This window comes from Dyadobacter sp. BE31, assembly GCF_031457695.1.
In the GTDB taxonomy this organism is placed as follows: Bacteria; Bacteroidota; Bacteroidia; order Cytophagales; family Spirosomataceae; genus Dyadobacter.
This window is the reverse complement of record NZ_JAVDXA010000003.1, coordinates 1,193,880-1,212,367: the sequence shown is the minus strand read 5'-3', so window position 1 is coordinate 1,212,367 and position 18,488 is coordinate 1,193,880. Positions and strand designations below refer to the sequence as shown.

14 protein-coding genes are annotated in these 18,488 nt (G+C 49.8%); 3 read left to right on the top strand and 11 right to left on the bottom strand.

Annotated features, from left to right (window positions below; all coding sequences use genetic code 11):
- Positions 1 to 126: 126 nt before the first annotated feature.
- The 3 genes from J2Y43_RS20635 to J2Y43_RS20625 all read right to left on the bottom strand — a co-directional run bounded on the left by J2Y43_RS20635 (position 127) and on the right by J2Y43_RS20625 (position 3,020).
- Complete coding sequence (locus J2Y43_RS20635) at positions 127 to 756, bottom strand: response regulator transcription factor (RefSeq protein WP_309986612.1); 630 nt, start codon at positions 754 to 756, stop codon at positions 127 to 129.
- A gap of 104 nt (positions 757 to 860) precedes the next feature.
- Entirely contained in the window at positions 861 to 2,183 is a 1,323-nt protein-coding gene (locus J2Y43_RS20630; protein ID WP_309986609.1) for a T9SS type A sorting domain-containing protein, read from the bottom strand.
- Between the two features lie 84 nt (positions 2,184 to 2,267).
- Positions 2,268 to 3,020: a hypothetical protein gene (locus tag J2Y43_RS20625; protein ID WP_309986605.1), complete on the bottom strand. Its 753-nt coding sequence runs from the start codon at positions 3,018 to 3,020 to the stop codon at positions 2,268 to 2,270.
- Between the two features lie 260 nt (positions 3,021 to 3,280).
- Between J2Y43_RS20625 and J2Y43_RS20620 the strand changes: the two genes are divergently transcribed.
- On the top strand, positions 3,281 to 3,931 hold the full coding sequence (locus tag J2Y43_RS20620; RefSeq protein ID WP_309986602.1) for a response regulator transcription factor: 651 nt from the start codon (positions 3,281 to 3,283) through the stop codon (positions 3,929 to 3,931).
- Here J2Y43_RS20620 and J2Y43_RS20615 read toward each other — a convergent pair.
- A complete protein-coding gene (locus tag J2Y43_RS20615) occupies positions 3,926 to 7,081 on the bottom strand; it encodes a two-component regulator propeller domain-containing protein (RefSeq protein WP_309986600.1) in 3,156 nt (1,051 codons plus the stop codon). The two genes, J2Y43_RS20620 and J2Y43_RS20615, sit on opposite strands and share 6 nt — an antisense overlap.
- A 143-nt stretch (positions 7,082 to 7,224) precedes the next feature.
- Positions 7,225 to 8,364: a winged helix-turn-helix domain-containing protein gene (locus tag J2Y43_RS20610; protein WP_309986597.1), complete on the bottom strand. Its 1,140-nt coding sequence runs from the start codon at positions 8,362 to 8,364 to the stop codon at positions 7,225 to 7,227.
- 131 nt (positions 8,365 to 8,495) lie between these two features.
- On the opposite strand from J2Y43_RS20610, the gene J2Y43_RS20605 reads away from it, so the two are divergent.
- Positions 8,496 to 9,497 carry a sialidase family protein gene (locus tag J2Y43_RS20605; RefSeq protein WP_309986594.1) on the top strand — a complete coding sequence of 334 codons (1,002 nt, stop codon included), beginning with the start codon at positions 8,496 to 8,498 and terminating at the stop codon, positions 9,495 to 9,497.
- A 14-nt stretch (positions 9,498 to 9,511) separates the two neighbouring features.
- On the opposite strand, the gene treY is transcribed toward J2Y43_RS20605, so the two are convergent.
- Together treY and treZ are read right to left on the bottom strand one after the other, a co-directional pair.
- Complete coding sequence (gene treY, locus J2Y43_RS20600; RefSeq protein WP_309986591.1) at positions 9,512 to 12,250, bottom strand: malto-oligosyltrehalose synthase; 2,739 nt, start codon at positions 12,248 to 12,250, stop codon at positions 9,512 to 9,514.
- Positions 12,243 to 14,087, bottom strand: coding sequence for a malto-oligosyltrehalose trehalohydrolase (gene treZ, locus J2Y43_RS20595; RefSeq protein ID WP_309986588.1), 1,845 nt, complete (start codon positions 14,085 to 14,087; stop codon positions 12,243 to 12,245). The genes treY and treZ overlap by 8 nt, the downstream gene beginning before the upstream one ends.
- Before the next feature lie 328 nt (positions 14,088 to 14,415).
- On the opposite strand from treZ, the gene J2Y43_RS20590 reads away from it, so the two are divergent.
- A complete protein-coding gene (locus J2Y43_RS20590; protein ID WP_309986585.1) occupies positions 14,416 to 14,940 on the top strand; it encodes a hypothetical protein in 525 nt (174 codons plus the stop codon).
- An 87-nt stretch (positions 14,941 to 15,027) separates the two neighbouring features.
- Here the strand turns inward: J2Y43_RS20590 and J2Y43_RS20585 are convergent, their stop codons facing one another.
- From J2Y43_RS20585 to J2Y43_RS20570, 4 genes are all read right to left on the bottom strand, one after another.
- Positions 15,028 to 15,939, bottom strand: coding sequence for a hypothetical protein (locus tag J2Y43_RS20585; protein ID WP_309986581.1), 912 nt, complete (start codon positions 15,937 to 15,939; stop codon positions 15,028 to 15,030).
- A 12-nt stretch (positions 15,940 to 15,951) separates the two neighbouring features.
- Positions 15,952 to 17,091: a cytochrome c peroxidase gene (locus J2Y43_RS20580; RefSeq protein WP_309986578.1), complete on the bottom strand. Its 1,140-nt coding sequence runs from the start codon at positions 17,089 to 17,091 to the stop codon at positions 15,952 to 15,954.
- A gap of 6 nt (positions 17,092 to 17,097) precedes the next feature.
- Positions 17,098 to 17,922 (bottom strand): MbnP family protein, encoded by an 825-nt coding sequence (locus tag J2Y43_RS20575; RefSeq protein ID WP_309986575.1) that lies wholly within the window; start codon positions 17,920 to 17,922, stop codon positions 17,098 to 17,100.
- 80 nt (positions 17,923 to 18,002) lie between these two features.
- Positions 18,003 to 18,398, bottom strand: a complete 396-nt coding sequence (locus tag J2Y43_RS20570) for a hypothetical protein (protein WP_309986573.1) — start codon at positions 18,396 to 18,398, stop codon at positions 18,003 to 18,005.
- Between the last annotated feature and the right edge of the window lie 90 nt (positions 18,399 to 18,488).

Below are 18,488 nucleotides of genomic sequence, written 5' to 3'. Positions count from 1 at the left end.
TTAGTGTAGAGTTTGGTTCGTAAAAAGAGCCTTGGGAGCGTGCATTTTTATTTTATCATAGGCAATCGGCGAGTAAGGGTGAATGATTTTCAGATGTGTGTGTGAAGCGTATTGGAGTGCAGACTGTTAATGCCCCTTTTTGCCATTGATCAAAACCTTGTTAAGCTTCAGGGCGAGGTCGAGTAAATTGTCCACTTCCAGCTTTTGGAAGATCCGGCGTTTGTAGTATCCTACACTTTTGGAACTGGTCCCGGTGATGACAGCTACCTCCTGATGCGACTTGTTTGCGACCAGCAAATCGGCCACTAACTCCTCCCGTTTGGTAAGCGTGCGGTTGATGGGCTTCGCCACAATATGGAAGAGCAGTTGTTGCTGAATATCGGAGCTGATATACCGGGTGTGGTTTTCGGCGTGCCTGAGGCCTTCGTTAATTTCTTCGGGCAACGATTTATTGGAAAACAATGCGGTGGCACCGGCCCGGATAAATTTGTACATAAACTGGGTCTGGTCGCCAAGGTTCACCAATACCGCCGCCTGGGGATTTGTTTTTTTGAAGTTGTCTATCAGGTCTGTATTCTTTGCGTCGGCGGCGCCGATATCCAGGATCATCGCATCGATTGCTGACACCTGCGCCAACCCGATAGCGTTCTGAAGGCGATCTGTTTCGACGATGGTCCCGTCGGGATACTGATTCTTAATGATGCTGTGTAATGCTAAGGAAAAGAGACGATTGTCGGTAACAACTAGTATTGTCATGGTTAGGTAGGGTTGTGCATCTGAATGGTGCTTGCGCGATCAGGCCCGGGAAAGCATGAAAGGTCCGGACAGCGACTTTGCCGCCCGGACCCTCATCCCCGTTATTACCTGGTAACGGCTATTTTGTGTGTGCTGATAGTGCCGTCAAACAGGGTCATGCTAACGATGTAAATGCCCTGGGGGAGCTTTGTTACATCAATTCCGGTAATAGAAGGCGGCTGGTTGCTGATGACCTTCACGCCGCTCGCATTGACGATATCCACCTGTTTGACCAGCTCGTATTGCCGGATCAGGACTTTGTCCACAACAGGGTTCGGGTAAGGTGCTACGCCTCCCTCTCCTGCAAATGCGACCTTACGGATTTGGCTATACGCAAAGGTCCCGTCGTTATCGACCATTCTAAGCCTGTAAAAATTCTGGCCCACCAATGGGCTGGCGTCCACATGGGAATAATTGACGAGCACTTTGCTATCGCCCTGCGAAGCAACCGAAGCAATCAGTCTCCATTGCTTCCCGTTCTGGCTGCGTTCGATCTCGAAACGATCGCTGTTAGCCTCCTCGGTCGTCGACCAGCCGAGCAACACCGTCTTGCTTTCCGCAACGGCCGTAAACCGCGTCAACGTGACCGGCAGCGGCAGCACGAGCGATGCAAATGTGTATGCCGTGTATGTGTCGGGCGCGAGTGGCGAGATCGTCGTGATCGATCCCGCGGTGAGATCGCTGGTACCGCCCAGTACCGATGTAGTATCAACTTTAGACGGTATCGCGACCCATTCCGTCCCGTTCCATCCGACAATCGTGAGCTTGGTGAGGTCGCTGCCCGTCAACGTGCCGATAGCGCTTCCGGCATCCCAGGTCAATGTGAGGGGCGTCGCATTCGGGCCGTCTATGTCCCAGTATTCGACAGTACTTACAACATTGACATTCGTGCCCATGCTGCCGGTCGCAAATGGGCCCCCATTGGGCAGGGCCGCATAGTCGGAACCTGTAAAAAGGTTACTGGTAACGGCTGTATTGGCATCGGCGTGAAAGTAAGCGCCCATCACACCGTCGGCCGAAGCCGCAAATTGGCCGAGAAAACCATTGTCGCCAACGGGAAAAACAAAGCTGCCCGCGCCGTATTTGCGCACATACCCATCCACGTAGCCCGCATCCGAAGCGCCTGTGGAGGTAAGGTTGTCGCCGGCAAAGTTGAGCACGCCGAAGTTCCCCGACGCGCGTTCTGTGAGGATTACGCCCGGCTGCGCCCCGCCTCCCGTCACGAAGTTGTGGTTACTGAAAAAAGTCATCTGGGCACCGCCGAAGATCGTGGTATTCCCCTGGCTACCCTCCTGGGCCTGAACGAGCTGCCCAAGCAGAAGCAGGGCCGTCGAAACGGCCGTGCTGATCCATCCCTTTCGGAATGAAATGGTATAGTTTTGTGTCATTAATAGGTCAGTTTAATGGCATTAGGTGATCCTGACTGCCCGTTGCGTTGTGACGGAGATTGAATAATCTCCATTGAATACATGCTAGTTTTTGTTACAGTCGATACGAGTGCCGGAGAAAAAAATGGAGGCGGTGGTCACCGAAGCAGGCTTGACCCCGCTAACATGATCGGAGTTTATTCGAAACGAAACTTTATCGCCTGCTGTAAAGAAATTGGCGGATGTTACTTCTTGCCAGGCTCCAACTCCATAATCCAACTGGGGTTCAACACTATAACTTAAAAGCCCTTTGGCAGTTGAAACCAATTGTATCGTGGTATTTCTGGCGCCGGTATGCCCGGTGGCAACATCATAAGTACCCGCTGACCCATGAAAGATGTAGAAGCCATCCGCAGGTATGGTGTACTCGCCGGTCGTATTATCGTAGGCGCCGGACGGCGAGTAGACGATATTGTTGGCAATCAGTTTAACCGGTGTAAATACGCCGGTATCAACTACTGGTGTGGTGGTATTATCCCCCTTCGCATCAAAGCTGGCGCATCCTGCCCCGGCGGTTTGCCAGCTTCCGCCTCCGTTAGCATCGGAGGTGAATACTTTTCCGGCTCCCTGTGTGCCGTCGGTGATGGTCACCTGCCCGGTTGTTTTGTCCACTTTCATTTTACGACCGGGAGTGGAAGCCTCCACTTCCAGATTGGAATTAGGCTCAATAGTCGTCGGATTAGTCCCTATTTTAACCTGGGCGAAAGCGGTGGAAGAGCCCAGGAGCAGCGCGGCTGCAAATAAAGCTGACGATACCTTTTTTACTGAAATGCTGATTAATAGATGTTCTGTTTTCATGTAGCTATGGATAAGTTAAAATAGTTGGATTGAAATCGTTCGCGCCGACAGTTTACCGGCTTATGGAAGCGCGTAGTAGTTGTTTTGTTCTCATAGGAAATCCCAAAAGTTTATGTTTCGACAAATGAATGTGTAAACTTAGAGAGCTCTGGTAGCAACGGAAATCGAAATATTACTACTAATCGCTACGAATTTTTCGGTAAATGAACGCAGGGAGCTACCTTTACCCTGAAATTCAAATCGCCTTCTACAACCCCGATATGTATCACATACTCATTATTGACGATCACCCCATGGTATCCGTAGGGGTACAAGCAATCATTAAAACAGTCGTCGAAAACTCCACCATTGCTTTTGCGTATTCCTTTCAGGAAGGCCTCGACGTGCTGGCAAAAACCCCCGTCGATCTGATGGTATTGGACCTCGCTATTCCGGGAAGCCGCGGGGCGGAAATGATCGGCGCTTACCGGGAGGTGCAGCCCGATTTGAAGATTCTCGTGTTTTCGGGAAGGGATGAGCTCACGAATGCGCCCATTTGCTTACATAGGGGCGCGAACGGGTTCCTGCATAAAAACAGCTTCGATTCGGAAACTGCAAAGGCCATCCGAATGATATTGGAAAATAAAAAGTATGTCAGCCCGAAGTTAAAGGAGGCGATGCTCAGCAATCTGATGGAGGGCAAATCGATGCAGGCGGACCCTACGGCGGCGCTTACTGCGCGGGAGCGTGAGGTACTTGGTTTGCTGCTTACAGGTAAGTGGCTTAAATCGATAGCCGACGAACTGAACGTCAAGATTTCCACCGTCGGAACGCAGAAGAACCGGATTTTTAAAAAAATGGGTGTGGACAACATCGTGGATCTTGCCAAGAAGTTCTGGTATCTCGAACAAAGCACGGCCGACCATTTATAGCGTTGTTTGGGCCGCATTGCCTTGTTTGAAAATCAGGTGGACGCAGGCCCCGGGGTCATTTGTAACGCATATCTGTAAACGCAAGACTTTCGAAATCTGCTTTAACAGCAGCAAGCCGAGGCCTTCATAACCGGCCGGCAGGGTGAAATCTTCTTCCGGGCCAGTCGCATTGAGCCATTTCATCAACTCCGGAGGCATCCCCGGGCCATTGTCCTCAAAAATGAGGTGCAGGTCGGCGCCTTCGTGCCGTAAGTAAATTTTAAGTTTGTTTCGGTCGCGCAACTTAATGGCGTTGTCGATCAGGTTATGGACGATGATGCCCAGTAACTTTGGATCGGTGAAGACGAGTGCCTCAGGGGCTACGTCCACCTGGATATCGGCATTATTGGCCGTGGCGATCTGCCCGAACAGCGAGACCTTTTCGTTGACCACCGCACTCAGTTTCACGGACGTTGCGGCCTGACCCGTGCCGCTCACCTCAGGCTTAATGAAATTAACCAGGTTATCTACCATATGATACATGTTTTCGACAGCCTGTTTTAACTGTTTAATAAATGCGACGGCATTGTCCGGCTTGTTGTCTTCGATGAGCGCCTGGCTATATTCCAGAGCATACGACATGTGCCTTACCGGCGTGCGGATATCGTGTGAGATCGAAGCAATCAAATGTAGGTGCAGCCTGACCTGCTTTTCGAGCTGTTTTTCAGAGTCACTCAAAACGACAAGTGTTTTTTCCAAGTGCTCTGTTCTTTCCCTGACCTTGATTTCCAATGCCAGGTTTTGCAGTTTGATAGCTCTCAGACGCCGTCTCAATATCCCGTAGAACAGTAGTAGAACTGTCCCCGCAACAACACCTCTAAACAACCATGTTTCATACCACTCCTTTCCCACCGTGATGTTGAGATGCACTTCCTTGTAGTTGTTCACTCCAAACCCGCTTACTTTCCGTACAGAGAGCGTGTAATTTCCTCCACCCTGAAATGGGATAGGAATGCTCTTGCTCTCGTCCAGTGCTTTCCAACCGGTCAAAACTTGATGGCCTTTGACGATCCGGTAGGACATTCTCAGGTTGTAAGGGTCGCCAAAGTAAGGTGTGCTAACTTTAACAACGATTTGCGGTACGCCGGCCTTTACCACGACCCTATTTCCTTCAAATGCCGACAGGCTATCGCCCCCGTCTGTTTGATCGATGAAAATCTGCTGACCGGGAAGCTCCGGGCGTGTCCGTTCGGGAAAAAACCAGACAAGCCCGTTAATCGACGGAAATGATACCATTCCTCCCGGCGTCCGCAACGCGCAAGGCTGGCAACCGCCGTTGAATTCATTGGTGTTAAAGCCCTCGGTTTTTGAATAGTAATGGTAATACAACTCGAAGGGCTTATCCGCATAGGCCAGCAGATCTCTCCTACTGATCTGAAAAAGCCCCTTATTGGTCGTGATCCAGAAGAAGCCGTTGCGATCCTCGATCACACAATGCGCACTGGCCAGATATTGCTCTTTGTCGATCGGAAAATGCGTCAGCTTTTGATCCTTCAAAAGATATAGTCCGTTGGAGTAAGTCGTAATCCATATTTCGTTTCGACCATCGGGGATATAAAGGCTGCGTATGTAGATATCGGTAAGCTTTGTAATATGGGATATTCTCTTGGACGACAAATCTATTTTGTAAAGTCCTTTACCTGTTCCAATCCAGAGTGTCTCGTTATTTTGTTGTTGAATCCATGAAATGTTGGAAAAATATCTACCGGCAAAAAAGAGCGGCTTTGCACCGGGCCGGGAAGGATCAATGTAATACAGGCCGAGCGAATTGGTCCCAATCCAGATCCTACCGTTAAGGCCCTCATAAAGTTGCTTTATTTCGTCACCGATCGTCCAGCTAGAAATGAGCTGTTTTCCATTCCTTTCGAATCTGAATAAGGTTTCCCTCCGCTTACACCATATGCTACCCGTATGGTCTTTCATTACGCTGTATTTGTCCCAATCGACATACTTTTTAATCGTTCTCAGAGACGTGGCAGCCGCTGCGGGACTTTTACTCTCCGGGGAGAAAACTACGCCGCTGGCGGTTACAATTTTCCCGTTATCGAGCAGCGCTTGGCCGTAGTACACATTATCGTTACCCGCCGACGAGTCTGTTACGGCAACAAACTTCTTTTTGGTAACGATATATAAGCCATAAAGCTGGCTTCCCAGAAAAAACCTACCGTGCTCTTCGTCCATAAGAACGGTTTTAATGTCTCTGCTTTGAAAATCGAAACCGGCCAGGATCAGCTTGCTGACAAGTGAGCCGTCTTTGGCCAGTCGCAGATCATACAGGCGCCCGCTCGTATAAATAAAAACCTGGTTGGTGCAGTTATTCCAAAAAATCTGATACTGCCCGGTTGATTGATAGCCAGGGTCCGATGCGAGAGGCCCCACCAGCTTTGATTCTTCCTGGCAGAAGCCGCTCGCAGTTCCCGAAAAACGGGTCAGTTTGAGCCGTTCGTCCAGGTAATAAAGGCTCTCCCCCAAACGAAAAAAACGAAAAAAGCTCTTGCCGGGGAAAGAGCAGACCTTTGTCTTTTTGTTATTCACATAGTAGCCGACGTTTTGTTCGTCATACACGAAATGTCTTCCCGCCGGTGCAGGATATATCGTAGCAATGCCGTGAAGGTAGTGTTTTAATGCTGCCTCATTGAGGTCAGGCAACGCTTCAACCAAGTGGAGGTCCCGCATTTTTGAAACATCAGCCGACCAGTACAGAGGATACCCTTTCAATGAAGTGTCTATCGCCGCTTTGCCATTCGCCATCCGGATCCAAGTCTCGTTGCTGGACATCGCAAGCAACTCGCCATTGCGACTTTTGGGATCCAGGTTGAAACCTGAAATGCTCCTGGCAGCAAAGGAATTCCCCAGATTATCAAAATTCACAAACCGGTTTCCATCGAATCGAACGAGCCCTCTTTCTGTCGCCAACCAGATGTTTCCGCGTGTATCGCGCACAATGGATCTAACGCTGTTCTGTGGCAGCCCGTTTTCATCTGTGAAGTGCCTGATGTCGTAACCGGGAGCGGTATCTGGCCAGTCGAGTGCTTGCTGACCGGAAGAAGTGTTGAAGATGCAGAAAAAACAAAAGAAAAAGTGCAAAGAAGACAGGTGGAAGAAGTGCATTTTTACTGCTGATAATTACGTTGAATGGACCTTCATGGAGGGAATCTGAAAGAAGCTGGACTTACATCCTGCAAACGGCCTGACTGAATTCAGTGACAAGGCTATCTCCAAACCGCAACAAGCGCTTTGGGTTAATCTAGCTCTCAAATAATCTGTTTTTCAGGCATTTCCAGCTTATACCCCTTCCCATGAACATTCGTTATTCGCAGCTCGGGATCAAGGCTTAATTTCTTTCGAAGTTTCGATACAAATACGTCCAGACTGCGGCCGGTGATGACCCCGTCGTTGATCCAGACTTCCTGCATCAGCGTTTCGCGGGGGATCAGTTCTCCAAAATTTTTGTGGAGCACATTGAGGACCTTGCATTCTTTGTCTGTGAGACTAACTACCTCGCTATCCAAAACCAAGCGCTGATCCTTCACATTAAACAAGAACTTCCCGAGTGCAGCCAATTCCGGAACGGACTCATTTATTATAGCATGACTCTGCTTCTGCCCGGGCAACTGTATTAAAAATTTTCCAAAATGCCTGATTAACACGATCATGCCCAGTAGCACCAGAATACCATAAACAAGCTTGATTGACGGGTAGCCAAAGGTGGTCGTCTGGGATTCTTCAATTGTGGGATTGACTTGCCGGGCTTCCGCTTTAACTGATTCGAGCTTGTCGGTCCGCCGGGCGATGTCATGGCCGAAGGTTGGCGTTTTTAATTCTTCAAGTATTGGGTTGACTTTCTGATTAGCCGCTTCAACTGATTCTGTCAGCTGGTCGCCGTCAGCCTTCTGATGTTTTACATTCCCATACAAATTTGGAAAGGCAAATTCGATTACGTAGCAACCTGTGGGCTGACTTCTGCCGGTGCAAGCCAGGATGTCCGGCGAGGTATTATTTATCTGGAAACCATAGACAATGTCGCCTTTCACGCAATCATGTACCGTGACGGTGTACCCGGCAGGGGCTTGCTTCTCGGGAAAGAAGTTACGGGACAGCGCCATGAGCGAGTCGTGGTTAAAAGCGAATTGATTTTCGAACCTGAGCATAAACGTGCCTTCTTTAACCTCAGTAACGGGCAATACACGTGAGCTTGAATCGCCCGCCTGCAACAGCAACCGATGACCGATTTGACGGACCAACAGGTTCACTTGTTTCGCATGTAAGTCCCGGTCCGGTTGCTCTCTGAAAGAACAGAAGGTAAAAAAGAGCGCAAGCAGCATAATGGAAATCCCAGACCTCACCACAAGCCGGGCGGTAAAAAAGCCGGTAAAAGCAGAATTTACAAGCATTTACATTTCTTTTTACAATTGAAGAACGAGAATTTACAGTCGATTTACCATAGCGGACAGGCACGTGCCTACATTTGGATGTGTGAAGTTAAAACAATTTAACGCCATTCATTCACCAAACGATTTTAGTCATGAAAATGTATCACATCGCTTTTTTACTCCTTTTTCAATTTTCAATTGTCTTTGATACGACGCTAGAATATCCCCGTGCGTCCCCGCTTTCCGATAGCGAGCCAAAGCAAGGTAAGGCAGTCGCTGCAAACATCATTTTTAAATCTGCCGATGGCGGACAAACCTGGCAGGACATTAGTGCAGGGCTGCCCGAAAGTTTGCCGGACGGTATCCCGAGAGATGGTTTCTTGGCGAATGATAATGGAATTTATTTGCGCGCCGGCAATGAGATGTATTACAGTAAACCAAATTCGACCGCCCCTTTTTGGGAAAAAGAGATTACACCGGCCAACCTTGGCAGCATTGTTCCTGGCAAGACCGGAATGCTTGCATTCAACTATGGCGGCCAGTTTTTGCAAAAGATAAACGGCACGAGTTTATGGCTGCCGGCCTATACGGATTTCCCGGGGAAAAGCGTTCGTACCATCTTTGAAACTGGCCCTACTGTTTTCATCGGTTACGATAAGGGGCTTTTAAAGTCTGATGACAATGGTAAAAGCTGGAAGCGGGTTTACGACGGAGGCTGGGTAATGAAATTGGCAGAGTCAAACGGAGTGCTGTTAGCGACCAGCCAGAGAGGCATCATTCGATCGACAGATGATGGTGAAAATTGGGTTGATGTGATTAGTGAAGGCGGAGTGGGCATTGCTATCGAACGCATCAAAGGTGGATTTGCGGCCATCACCTGCAATACAGAGACGGAGACACGGAGGGTACGGACGTCCTATGACGGCGGAAAAACCTGGCAGCCTATCGATGCCGGCCTTCCGGCAAGCCTCTATATCGCCTCAATTACCGAAGTTGGGCAATATATGTTCTGTGGCCACCCGGCAGGCATTTACAGATCCCCGGACAAAGGGAAAACGTGGCAACTTGTGTTGCCTGCTGTACAGGATAAAGTCTTCAATTTATCTGTTTCGGGCAACGTGATCTATGCCTTGCCAATAAGTGGAGGATGTTGAAAATTCAGAGTGTATCAAAGATCAGCAGTTCGCTCGCTATCAATCCTGGCTCCTTTTAAAATCGCAAATGGCAGTTTATCAAATAGCTCTGCTACGGAGATTTTGCTGTCGTATTCGGTTTTATTGCCTGTGAGAAGATGTTCCCATTCCAATGTAAATACAGGCGGAACCTCGATCGCGGTATCCTTCCAGGCAATAGAAGGCAGCTCTTCCGTTTTGCACATCATAGCCAGGTGCAACGGAACGGCCACGACGATGACGTCCTTCTTGTGAATACGTGCATAGGCAAGAAGGTGATCTTTGAATCTGCCTTTCGTCGGTAAGGGCATATACGCTCCTTCGGAGAAAAGCGCCGGATTTTGTTTTCGTAGTTCAAACAATTGCTGTGTGAGCCAGAGTTTGATCTGGGCATTACTGCGGTCGTTCCACAGCTTTTCCAGCAGCACACCCCGTTCCGCTCCGGCAAACTCCCGGAGCCAGCTTTGCCTTTTTTCGTAATCCACTTCCCTCCGGTTATCGGGGTCTACGAGGCTCAGGTCCCACAACTCGCAACCCTGATACACATCCGGAACACCCGGACAAGTGAATTTCAAAATGAGCTGTGAAAGAGAATTGACCATGCCGAAGTCCACGATTTTCTTTTGGAACGATGCAAAATCCTTCCAGAAAGGCCCTTGCTGATTCAACAGCTCCTGTGCAAACTGTTGCACTCCCCTTTCATACGCTTCGTTAGGCTCGGCCCAGCTTGTCTTCCTTTTTGCCTCCCGCAAAGCTTTTTGGAGATATTCATCCAATCGTGCCGGGAAATCATCCTCATCCTTTCCCGGCATTGGGTAAGCGCCGGTCAATGTCTGATAAATCAGGTATTCGTCGTTCACATCGGGCGCCGAAAATTTCTGTCTGAGCGGTGCATTGAGTTCCCGCCAGTGTTTTACCCGGGAAATCCATTCTTCTGGAAGGTCGGTAAGTACGTTCAGGCGCGCCCGAACATCCTCTCCCCTTTTCGTATCGTGCGTGGATGTGGTATTCAAAGAAAGCGGCCAGTTTTTAAGGCGCTTTTTCATTTTGCTATGAAACTCGTCCAGCGTTATTCCAAAGCATTCCACGGAGTCGCCGACATCATTATGCCCGATGAAGCGGCCATAGGTGTACATCAGCGTATCTTCTCCTCCCTTGGCCATCAACGGGCCCGTAAACTGCATGGCCCTCTGGTAAAACTCGAGCGCCCTGGCGTTGTAATCCTGATCACCTTCGGAAGGCTTTGTCAGCAACGCATTTTCGAGCAGTGCAACGGCCTGCACCAATTCCGGATGAAAGTTTTTTACATCATCGAATATCTTTTGAACCGAGGCCATTTCGGATGATTTCAAAGGCATTTGATTGCCATAATACCGGTATACCGGGCAATGGATCAGAAACTCCCCTATCGCCTGCCTGAGCTGCTCTTTACCGATCCGTTTCAGATCTTGCGCGTCTGCCAAATTCAGTTCTGCCAGCAACCCGTACAGATTTTCCAGCTCGCCGCCCATATGTTCAAAGAGTATATAAGCCTTCTTTTTCAGCAAATGCTCTTGTATCGTTGCGCTTTCTCGTGCCAATTCCTGGTAAAAGTTCGTAAAGGTTTTCTCCGCATTCACATTGGTAAATACATTATTGACCTTCGCCAGAAATTCGTAGCCTGTTGTACCCTGAACCGGCCAGTTTTCCGGCATGTCCTCATCCTGACCCAGGATTTTTTCCACAACCACATAGGTGTCGTCTCCCGCCAGCCGGCGAATATCTTCCAGATACCGGGCCGGATCGTATAGGCCGTCGATATGGTCAATCCTTAACCCCTGGAAAATGCCTTCGTCAACCAGTTGCTTTATCAATGCGTGATAAGTCAGAAAGACATTTTCATCCTGAATATTGAGACAGATCAGCCCGTTCACAGTAAAAAACCGCCGAAAATTGATATGCTGGTCTGTATCCTGCCAATTACATAAAACATACGTTTGCTGATCAATGATTTGTTTCAATTTTTCCGGGTTACTATTGACCTCTTTCAGCAGCTCCGTAACCAGCTCTTGCTCATCCTGATTTTTCATCAACGAGGAGAGCTGCAAGAGAAGCTCATTCCATTGTTCGGAAAAAACCGCCGGTTCTTCCACCTCGTTGATTTCTTTGCATTGTGTTCCGATCTGCACAAGCGCCTGATTATGACTAACCAGCTCCGATTCGAATAGTGTGGAATATGATCGGGGATTAAGAGGAAAATTCGCACCTTCATACGTCAGCATCAACCGGTTAGACTCGTACGAAATGAGCACATTCCCGCTTTCGATTTCCTCATCAAGATCCGACCCGAGAAATGGCACCATCAGTTTGCCATGAAAAAGACGACTGTTCCATGCAATGTCAAAAAAGCCGGCATACATCGACTGTGTACCTTTTTCAAGCACATCCATCAGCCACGGATTCTCTGAGTGAAAGGCCATATGGTTGGGCACAATATCCTGTAACCATTGCATATGATTTTCTTTCAGGATAGTACTGAGCGTTTTCAACTCTTCCATACTCCCGATTTCGGGATCGATTTGATTGGGATCTACTCCGTCGTAGCCATGCATGCTTCCCGGCGTCGATTTAAACACAGGCGAAGCATATATAGTACTCACTCCCAGCTGCCGCAAATAAGGGATCAGTGTTTCCAGGTTTTTGAAAGTGAACTCCTTATGGAATTGCAAACGATAGGTGGCAATGGGATTATTCATACTGATTTGCATAAAGTGTGATTGATTCCGGAGATAAGGCCAATGCCGATCCTCTTGTAACCTGGGCAGGCATCTCTTGCGCACCTCCCCATTTCGGATCAGACGATCCAAGTAGCTTGTACCAAGGCGATGCATCCACCGATATGTCCACAGGCTGTTCCTGGCTGGAAAAATTCATCAGACAAATGATTTCTTGTGCTCCATGCCGGCGGCGAAGCACAACAACCTGACTTTCTGTGTCGTGCTCTACCGAAAGTTCTTCGCGGTTGAGTGCGCACAGCGGCGGCTGGCTTTTGCGGATGGATATCAACTCCTTATAGTAATTGAGCAGCGTTTGATGAGGCTCTTGCTCAACCGATTCCCATTGAAGTTTGGAACGGTCAAATGTTTCCTCCGATAAGGGGTCGGGTGCCTCCCCTTCCATATGAAACGCTTCGAACTCCTGCTTCCGTCCTTTTCTCACCTCCTCGGCGAGTTCGGGGTCAGTGTGGCTGACAAAATACAGGAACGGGCTTTTCTCCCCATACTCTTCTCCCATAAAAAGCATGGGCAAATACGGACTCACCATTACCGCCCCTGCGAGCAGTTTCTGCATCTCAAAACTGACCAGCTGGCTGGTACGTTCGCCGAGCATCCGGTTTCCTATGTGGTCATGGTTCTGCGAAAAAACGACAAACTGCTCCCCTGCATTTTCAGTTTTCATGCCGAAAAACTTCTTGCGATGCTCAGAGAACGCCCCATCATATACGTAAGCATCCCGATAGGATTTGGCCAGCGATCGGACGCCATCGAAGTCGGAATAATAACCGGTTCTTTCCTGTCCGGAAGCAACACGCAATGCGTGATGGAATTCATCGATCCATTGCGCATCCATCCCATAACCTGCCTTGTTTATGGGATTGATGAAACGGGTATCATTGAGGTCCAACTCTACAATCAGATAATGCTTGCGGCCTGTTTGTTGCATTAACAGATCGACGTTCTGCCTGATCTCCTGCAAAATATGCGTGGGATTAAAGTCCTTTATGGCGTGAACGGCGTCCATGCGAAGTGCATCGATGTGAAAATCGCGGAACCACATTAAGGCATTTTCAATAAAGAACCGGCGTACTCCGTCACACCAGGCATCGTCGAAATTGATGGCATTTCCCCAGGGAGTATGGTATTTTTCGGTGAAATACGGGCCGAAAGCTTCCAGGTGATTTCCCTCTGGGCCTACATGATTGTACACCACATCCAGAATAACCGCCAGGCCTTTGTTGTGACACGCATTTACCAGGCTTTGTAAGCCCCTTGCACCTCCATAGGAATGTTGAACACAGAACGGATAAACGCCATCGTACCCCCAGTTCCGGTTACCCGGAAACTGCGCTACGGGCATAATCTCAATGGCCGTAATGCCAAGTTCAATCAGGTAATCCAGCTTTTCCTCGGCAGCAGCGAACGTACCCTCAGGCGTGAAAGTGCCTATATGGATTTCATAAATAATATAGTCCTTTAAAGGGAATTGCTGCCAGCTGGCATCGTTCCACGCAAACGAACTGAGGTCGAGTGCCTGCGAAGCGCCGTGCACATCGTCGGGCTGCGAAAGTGATGCGGGATCCGGCAGTTGCTTCTTGCCATCCAGTTCAAAATAGTAAAGATCACCCGGTTGCAGGTCACTGGTTTCCACAGTCCAGTAGCCCAGTTCTTTGCAAACCAATGAAACGATTTTGTCTTTGCCCGGAATAAGTAACTCCACCTGCTTGGCTTTCGGCGCCCACAACACCGCAGATGCCGTACCCGAAGCGTCGAAAGTTACTCCAATTACCCGTTTGTTCGTATTTATACTAATCATTAATCCGGCTTTGTGTGTTGCGTTTTGTCGCCGGCATTGCCATTAAATATTATGCCAGCGGCACATTGACAATGCCCTACGGGGGAAGGCCATAAAAAACAGCGCTGTAAATAGTCGAACTTTCGCGTGCTGACAACCGTTCGGCTCGCGCCTGTAAAAAAGAGCAGTAGCGGCGAGGTGGTTGATCCACAAGGTGGGGAAGTGAAGCGAATTAGGGAAGCCAGCATTTGTGCATGTGTCACTCGAATGAGAGATTTGTGCATATTTACAGCAAACACAGGGATAAAGTTAATGCGTGCCCCTACCCATCTTCGTAATTGATCGCCTCATGCTCAATCAACTGATCAATGTATTGTGGACTGTTCTGTCATTCAGCGTGGTTGGATGGTACTGGGGTGATTTTTTTGCAGAAAAGCGGGGCGTATGGCTTCTCTGTGGTATTGTGGCAGTCAGTGTGCTCGTGTTCCATATTCCCGCCAGGTTGATTTCCGCTCTTAGCATTAGCAAAAATCCCCGGACTTATGAGTTAATGGGCATTAGAGTCATGCGTTGGTTCGTCCAGGATGGCACGCTGGTCAATCGGGTCCATCAGCATTTGGGCAAAAGACGCAGGGTGATCTCCAACCTGGCGAATGCCCGTCAATACCTGAGCAAGATCGCGGTACAGGAAAGGTACCATTACAGCTGTTTTGTCTTTTTTACCCTCAGTGCGCTCAGTGCCGTAGCTGGCGGGAAAATAGAAATGGCATTGCTCATCTCTATGGCGAACGTCATTTACAATGTATACCCGATCCTTCTTCAACAATATAATCGACTGAGAATACAAAGATTGCTGAATTTGCCTGGCGTGTGAATGACCAGCGCAAGACAGTTGGCGATTGCGGGCAGGTTTTCAGCCAGGCCGCAAACCTGTCGCAGCCTGGCTGAGTGATCTCCATGGTCAGAAAAGGAAGCCTAGCTGTACCAACAGGCGCTCCTTCGCCAACACGTGCCCGGATGCGCTTCGCTGGGCGATGGGCTTCTGGCCGGTAATACCAATCGTCCATTTGTCAGAAAATAGCGTAATCCCGGCGGTGGCATTTGCCAACTTGCCGCCTGTGATTTCAAGAGCTTCCCCGTGCCGGGTGCCATGTCCGGCGTGCTCAGCGTAGACGCCCATTGCCGGCGTGACAGTCAGCTTTCCCAGTTCGATGGACCGGTAAATATCCACGGTGCCGTAGAACTGGTTCCCAAAACGATAGTCTTCGGAATTGGTCGTATTGAACTTTCGGGATATGTTGGCTGCCAGGCCCCACTGGTCCTTGTTGATGGTATAAAAGGCGTTCACGATAAAATCGGTGCTGCCGGTGCCTAGCTGAAAGTTGGCATTGGCGACTTGTAGCGCGTTATTCTCGTCAAACCGGAACTTGCCTGTCGGCAGCTTCACGCCCCCGCCTACCAGCAGCGTGTGGTTAAAAATCCGGTCGCTTTCGCTATCCATGAACGTATTGAACAGGTTATAGTTGGCCAGCACGGTAATGTCGCCCAGGCCGGTCTGCTTTTTCATATCGGCGGAAGTAACCTGTTTATCGGCGCGAAAGGGCACAAACGCCATCACCTGCACCCGTTTGACGGGAAAGAAGCGCGTGTAAAATTCACCGATATTGAAATGTTCCTCGGTACGTAGCACTTTGCTGTCGCCGTGCGTGACAAAGCGCATTCGCTGATACCGCACTCCTATCAGCGATTTGTGTGATTGCGGGAGCAAGCCGAAGTAGGCGCCGCTGTTCGCGCAGCCGCATATGTCGCACGCGACTGCCTGCGGCAGTGGTACCATCAGCAGCAATATGATCAATAAAGACAAAGTTCTCATTTCAGATTTTGTTTAAAAGTTAGTCCCGACTCCGGGATCGGAGAACTGCTTATTACGGATAAACTGCTCATCGCTGAGCGTCGAAAGAAAGGCAATAATGGATTGCTTTTCAGTAGCAGTCAGGCTGATACCCGGTTTTTGACCCGGCCGGATCAGCGCACTGTCAAGGGTGGTCGACGGGTGAATGCTGTCCGAGTAGTGGTCGAGCACTTCTTGAAGGCTGTGGTAGCGGCCATCGTGCATATAGGGCGCCGTGAGCCCTACATTGCGAAGACTCGGCACCTTGAACTTGTAGCGATCGGCCGGATTGGCCGTAATTCCGAACCGCCCCTGGTCGTTGGCGCCGGAAGGGATCAGTCCATTGTTGCGGAAACTGTAATCGGTAAATAGCTCACCCGCGTGGCAGCTGCCGCATTTGGACCGAAAAATCGTCATTCCCCGCTGTTCGTCCACCGAGAGCGCCGATTGGTCGCCCATGCGATAATAGTCGTACCGCGATTCAGCCGATACCAAACTCACCATGAATTGGGAAAGCGCTTTCATCATCCGCTCGCTGGTGATTTGCTCGTCGCCAAATGCTTTTTTGAACATCAGCGGATAATCGACCGGCATTTTAGCGGTGGCCAATGGCGTGCTTTGCAGTTTGGCGATCACATTTTTCACCGTCTCGTCCATCTCAACCGGATTTTCAATCGGGTTGAACGGTACAAGGTCCAGGTCATGCACGCCGCCGTCCCAGAAGAACGACGGATTCCAGGCCAGGTTCTGGATCGAGGGCGAATTGCGGGTACCCAGCAAATCGTCGACGCCGTGGCTCAGCTCGTGCCCATGGTGCGTAAATGCGGCCTCCTGCTGGTGACACGTACCGCAGCCGATCTGATTGGTACGCGAGAGAATGCCGTCATAAAACAGGAACCGCCCCAGCTCCACGCCTTCGCGGGTAAGCGGGTTGCGACCGACATCGTAGACCGGATCGGGGAAATGCGCGGGCTTTTTCCACTGAATGGGCGTCGGGGCGGTATCACCTGGCTTTACGCCGGGACCGTCGTTCTTCTTACAAGCAACACTTACAGCCGCGAACATAACCGCCAGTATCGCGCATGCGAATGGTACCTGGCCGGTTACCCGGCCAGGTTTAAGAGTGAATTGCATGGCTCGTCAATGGATATGGTCGACCGAGAACATCTGCGTGTAATTGTCGGCAATCTGCGCGGTCACCTGCGGCTGCTGGCTCATCACACTGTTATACTGCCCGATCGACAAGTTAATGCCCGGCCCTTTGAACACCTTCTGTACGTCTGCAAACAAATGTACTTCGGGCGTTTTCGAGGTGGTCACATCTGCCTTCAACCCGCCGAATCCGAGTTTCACAATGCGCGTGTTGTTGACGGTGCGGGTGCTGTAACCGCCGAACAAGCCGATATGGTAGTAAAACTTGCTGTTGACCGGATTTCCCTTGGAAGAAGTACCTTCCATTTTCAGAAAAATATAGCCCGAATTCCATGCCCAGTACATTCCGTCCTCCATCATGGAGCCGCCGGGGTCCAATACGCCGGTCCGCCGTTCGATGGGCATGGTATTGCGCAGGCTATCGACGCCCAGCATAAATTCAAGGCCGGTATAGGTGCCGGCCGGAATATTTTTGAGGCGTACGAACTGGGATTCTTTTTTATTTTCCATAATCAAAAAATAGCTCGAATCCTGCGGCACGACATATGACGTGCCGTCTGCACGCAGCAGTTTGATGTTGGATACATAGTAGTTGAACTTCGTGATGACGAAATCCTCGCCCGCTCCATTCGTGCTCGCGCCGCCGCCGAGCACCAGATTTTTATCCCCGACAATGTTATCGAATTCAATGGTAAGTGCACCTTTATCGCCAGTGGAAGGTACAGGCCCCTGTGCTTCGCTTTCGCAGGAAGCAAGCATGAGCATTCCCACCACGGCAGCCAGCATCGCCGGCAAAGCCCTGGAAAGTTTCATGATAGATAATGGATTAGCAGCCTTACGGTAACGGATACCGAAGGCCGGATTGCTGTTATGACAAAGTGTGGTTTACAATGTCAGCAGATGGGCGGGCGGAAGATTTCGTGGACAAGGTTCTGCCCATTCAGTGAGGTATTGAAGTTGAACGCGACCACCTGCGGAATGACTACAAAAGTAGTCTGTTGCAGCCGCGTGAAGCTTTCATGAACCGGAGCCTGTGCCGAAAGTATTTTGCTCATCAGTTCGTTCTCGGCCTGCCGTTGCTCCTGCCTTGCCGCTTGCGCGACGCGCTTGGCCAGGTAGCACTTCCCGTCGCAATGCAGCTGCGGACGCGATTTGTTTTCACAGTGGGTTGCAATGATGTAATCTTTCCGCAGCTCGTAATCGAGGTAAATCACAGGCACAACCAGCACTTTTACCAGCATGACGGCCAGTAGCAAAAGTCCCGATACATGGTTCAGAAGTGATTTCAAGATAACGATACAGGTTGCAAACAAGTAGTTGAAGACGGCACCAAAAGTAACATACGAATGCGATGCCGCCTAATTTTTCATTTGAAATAA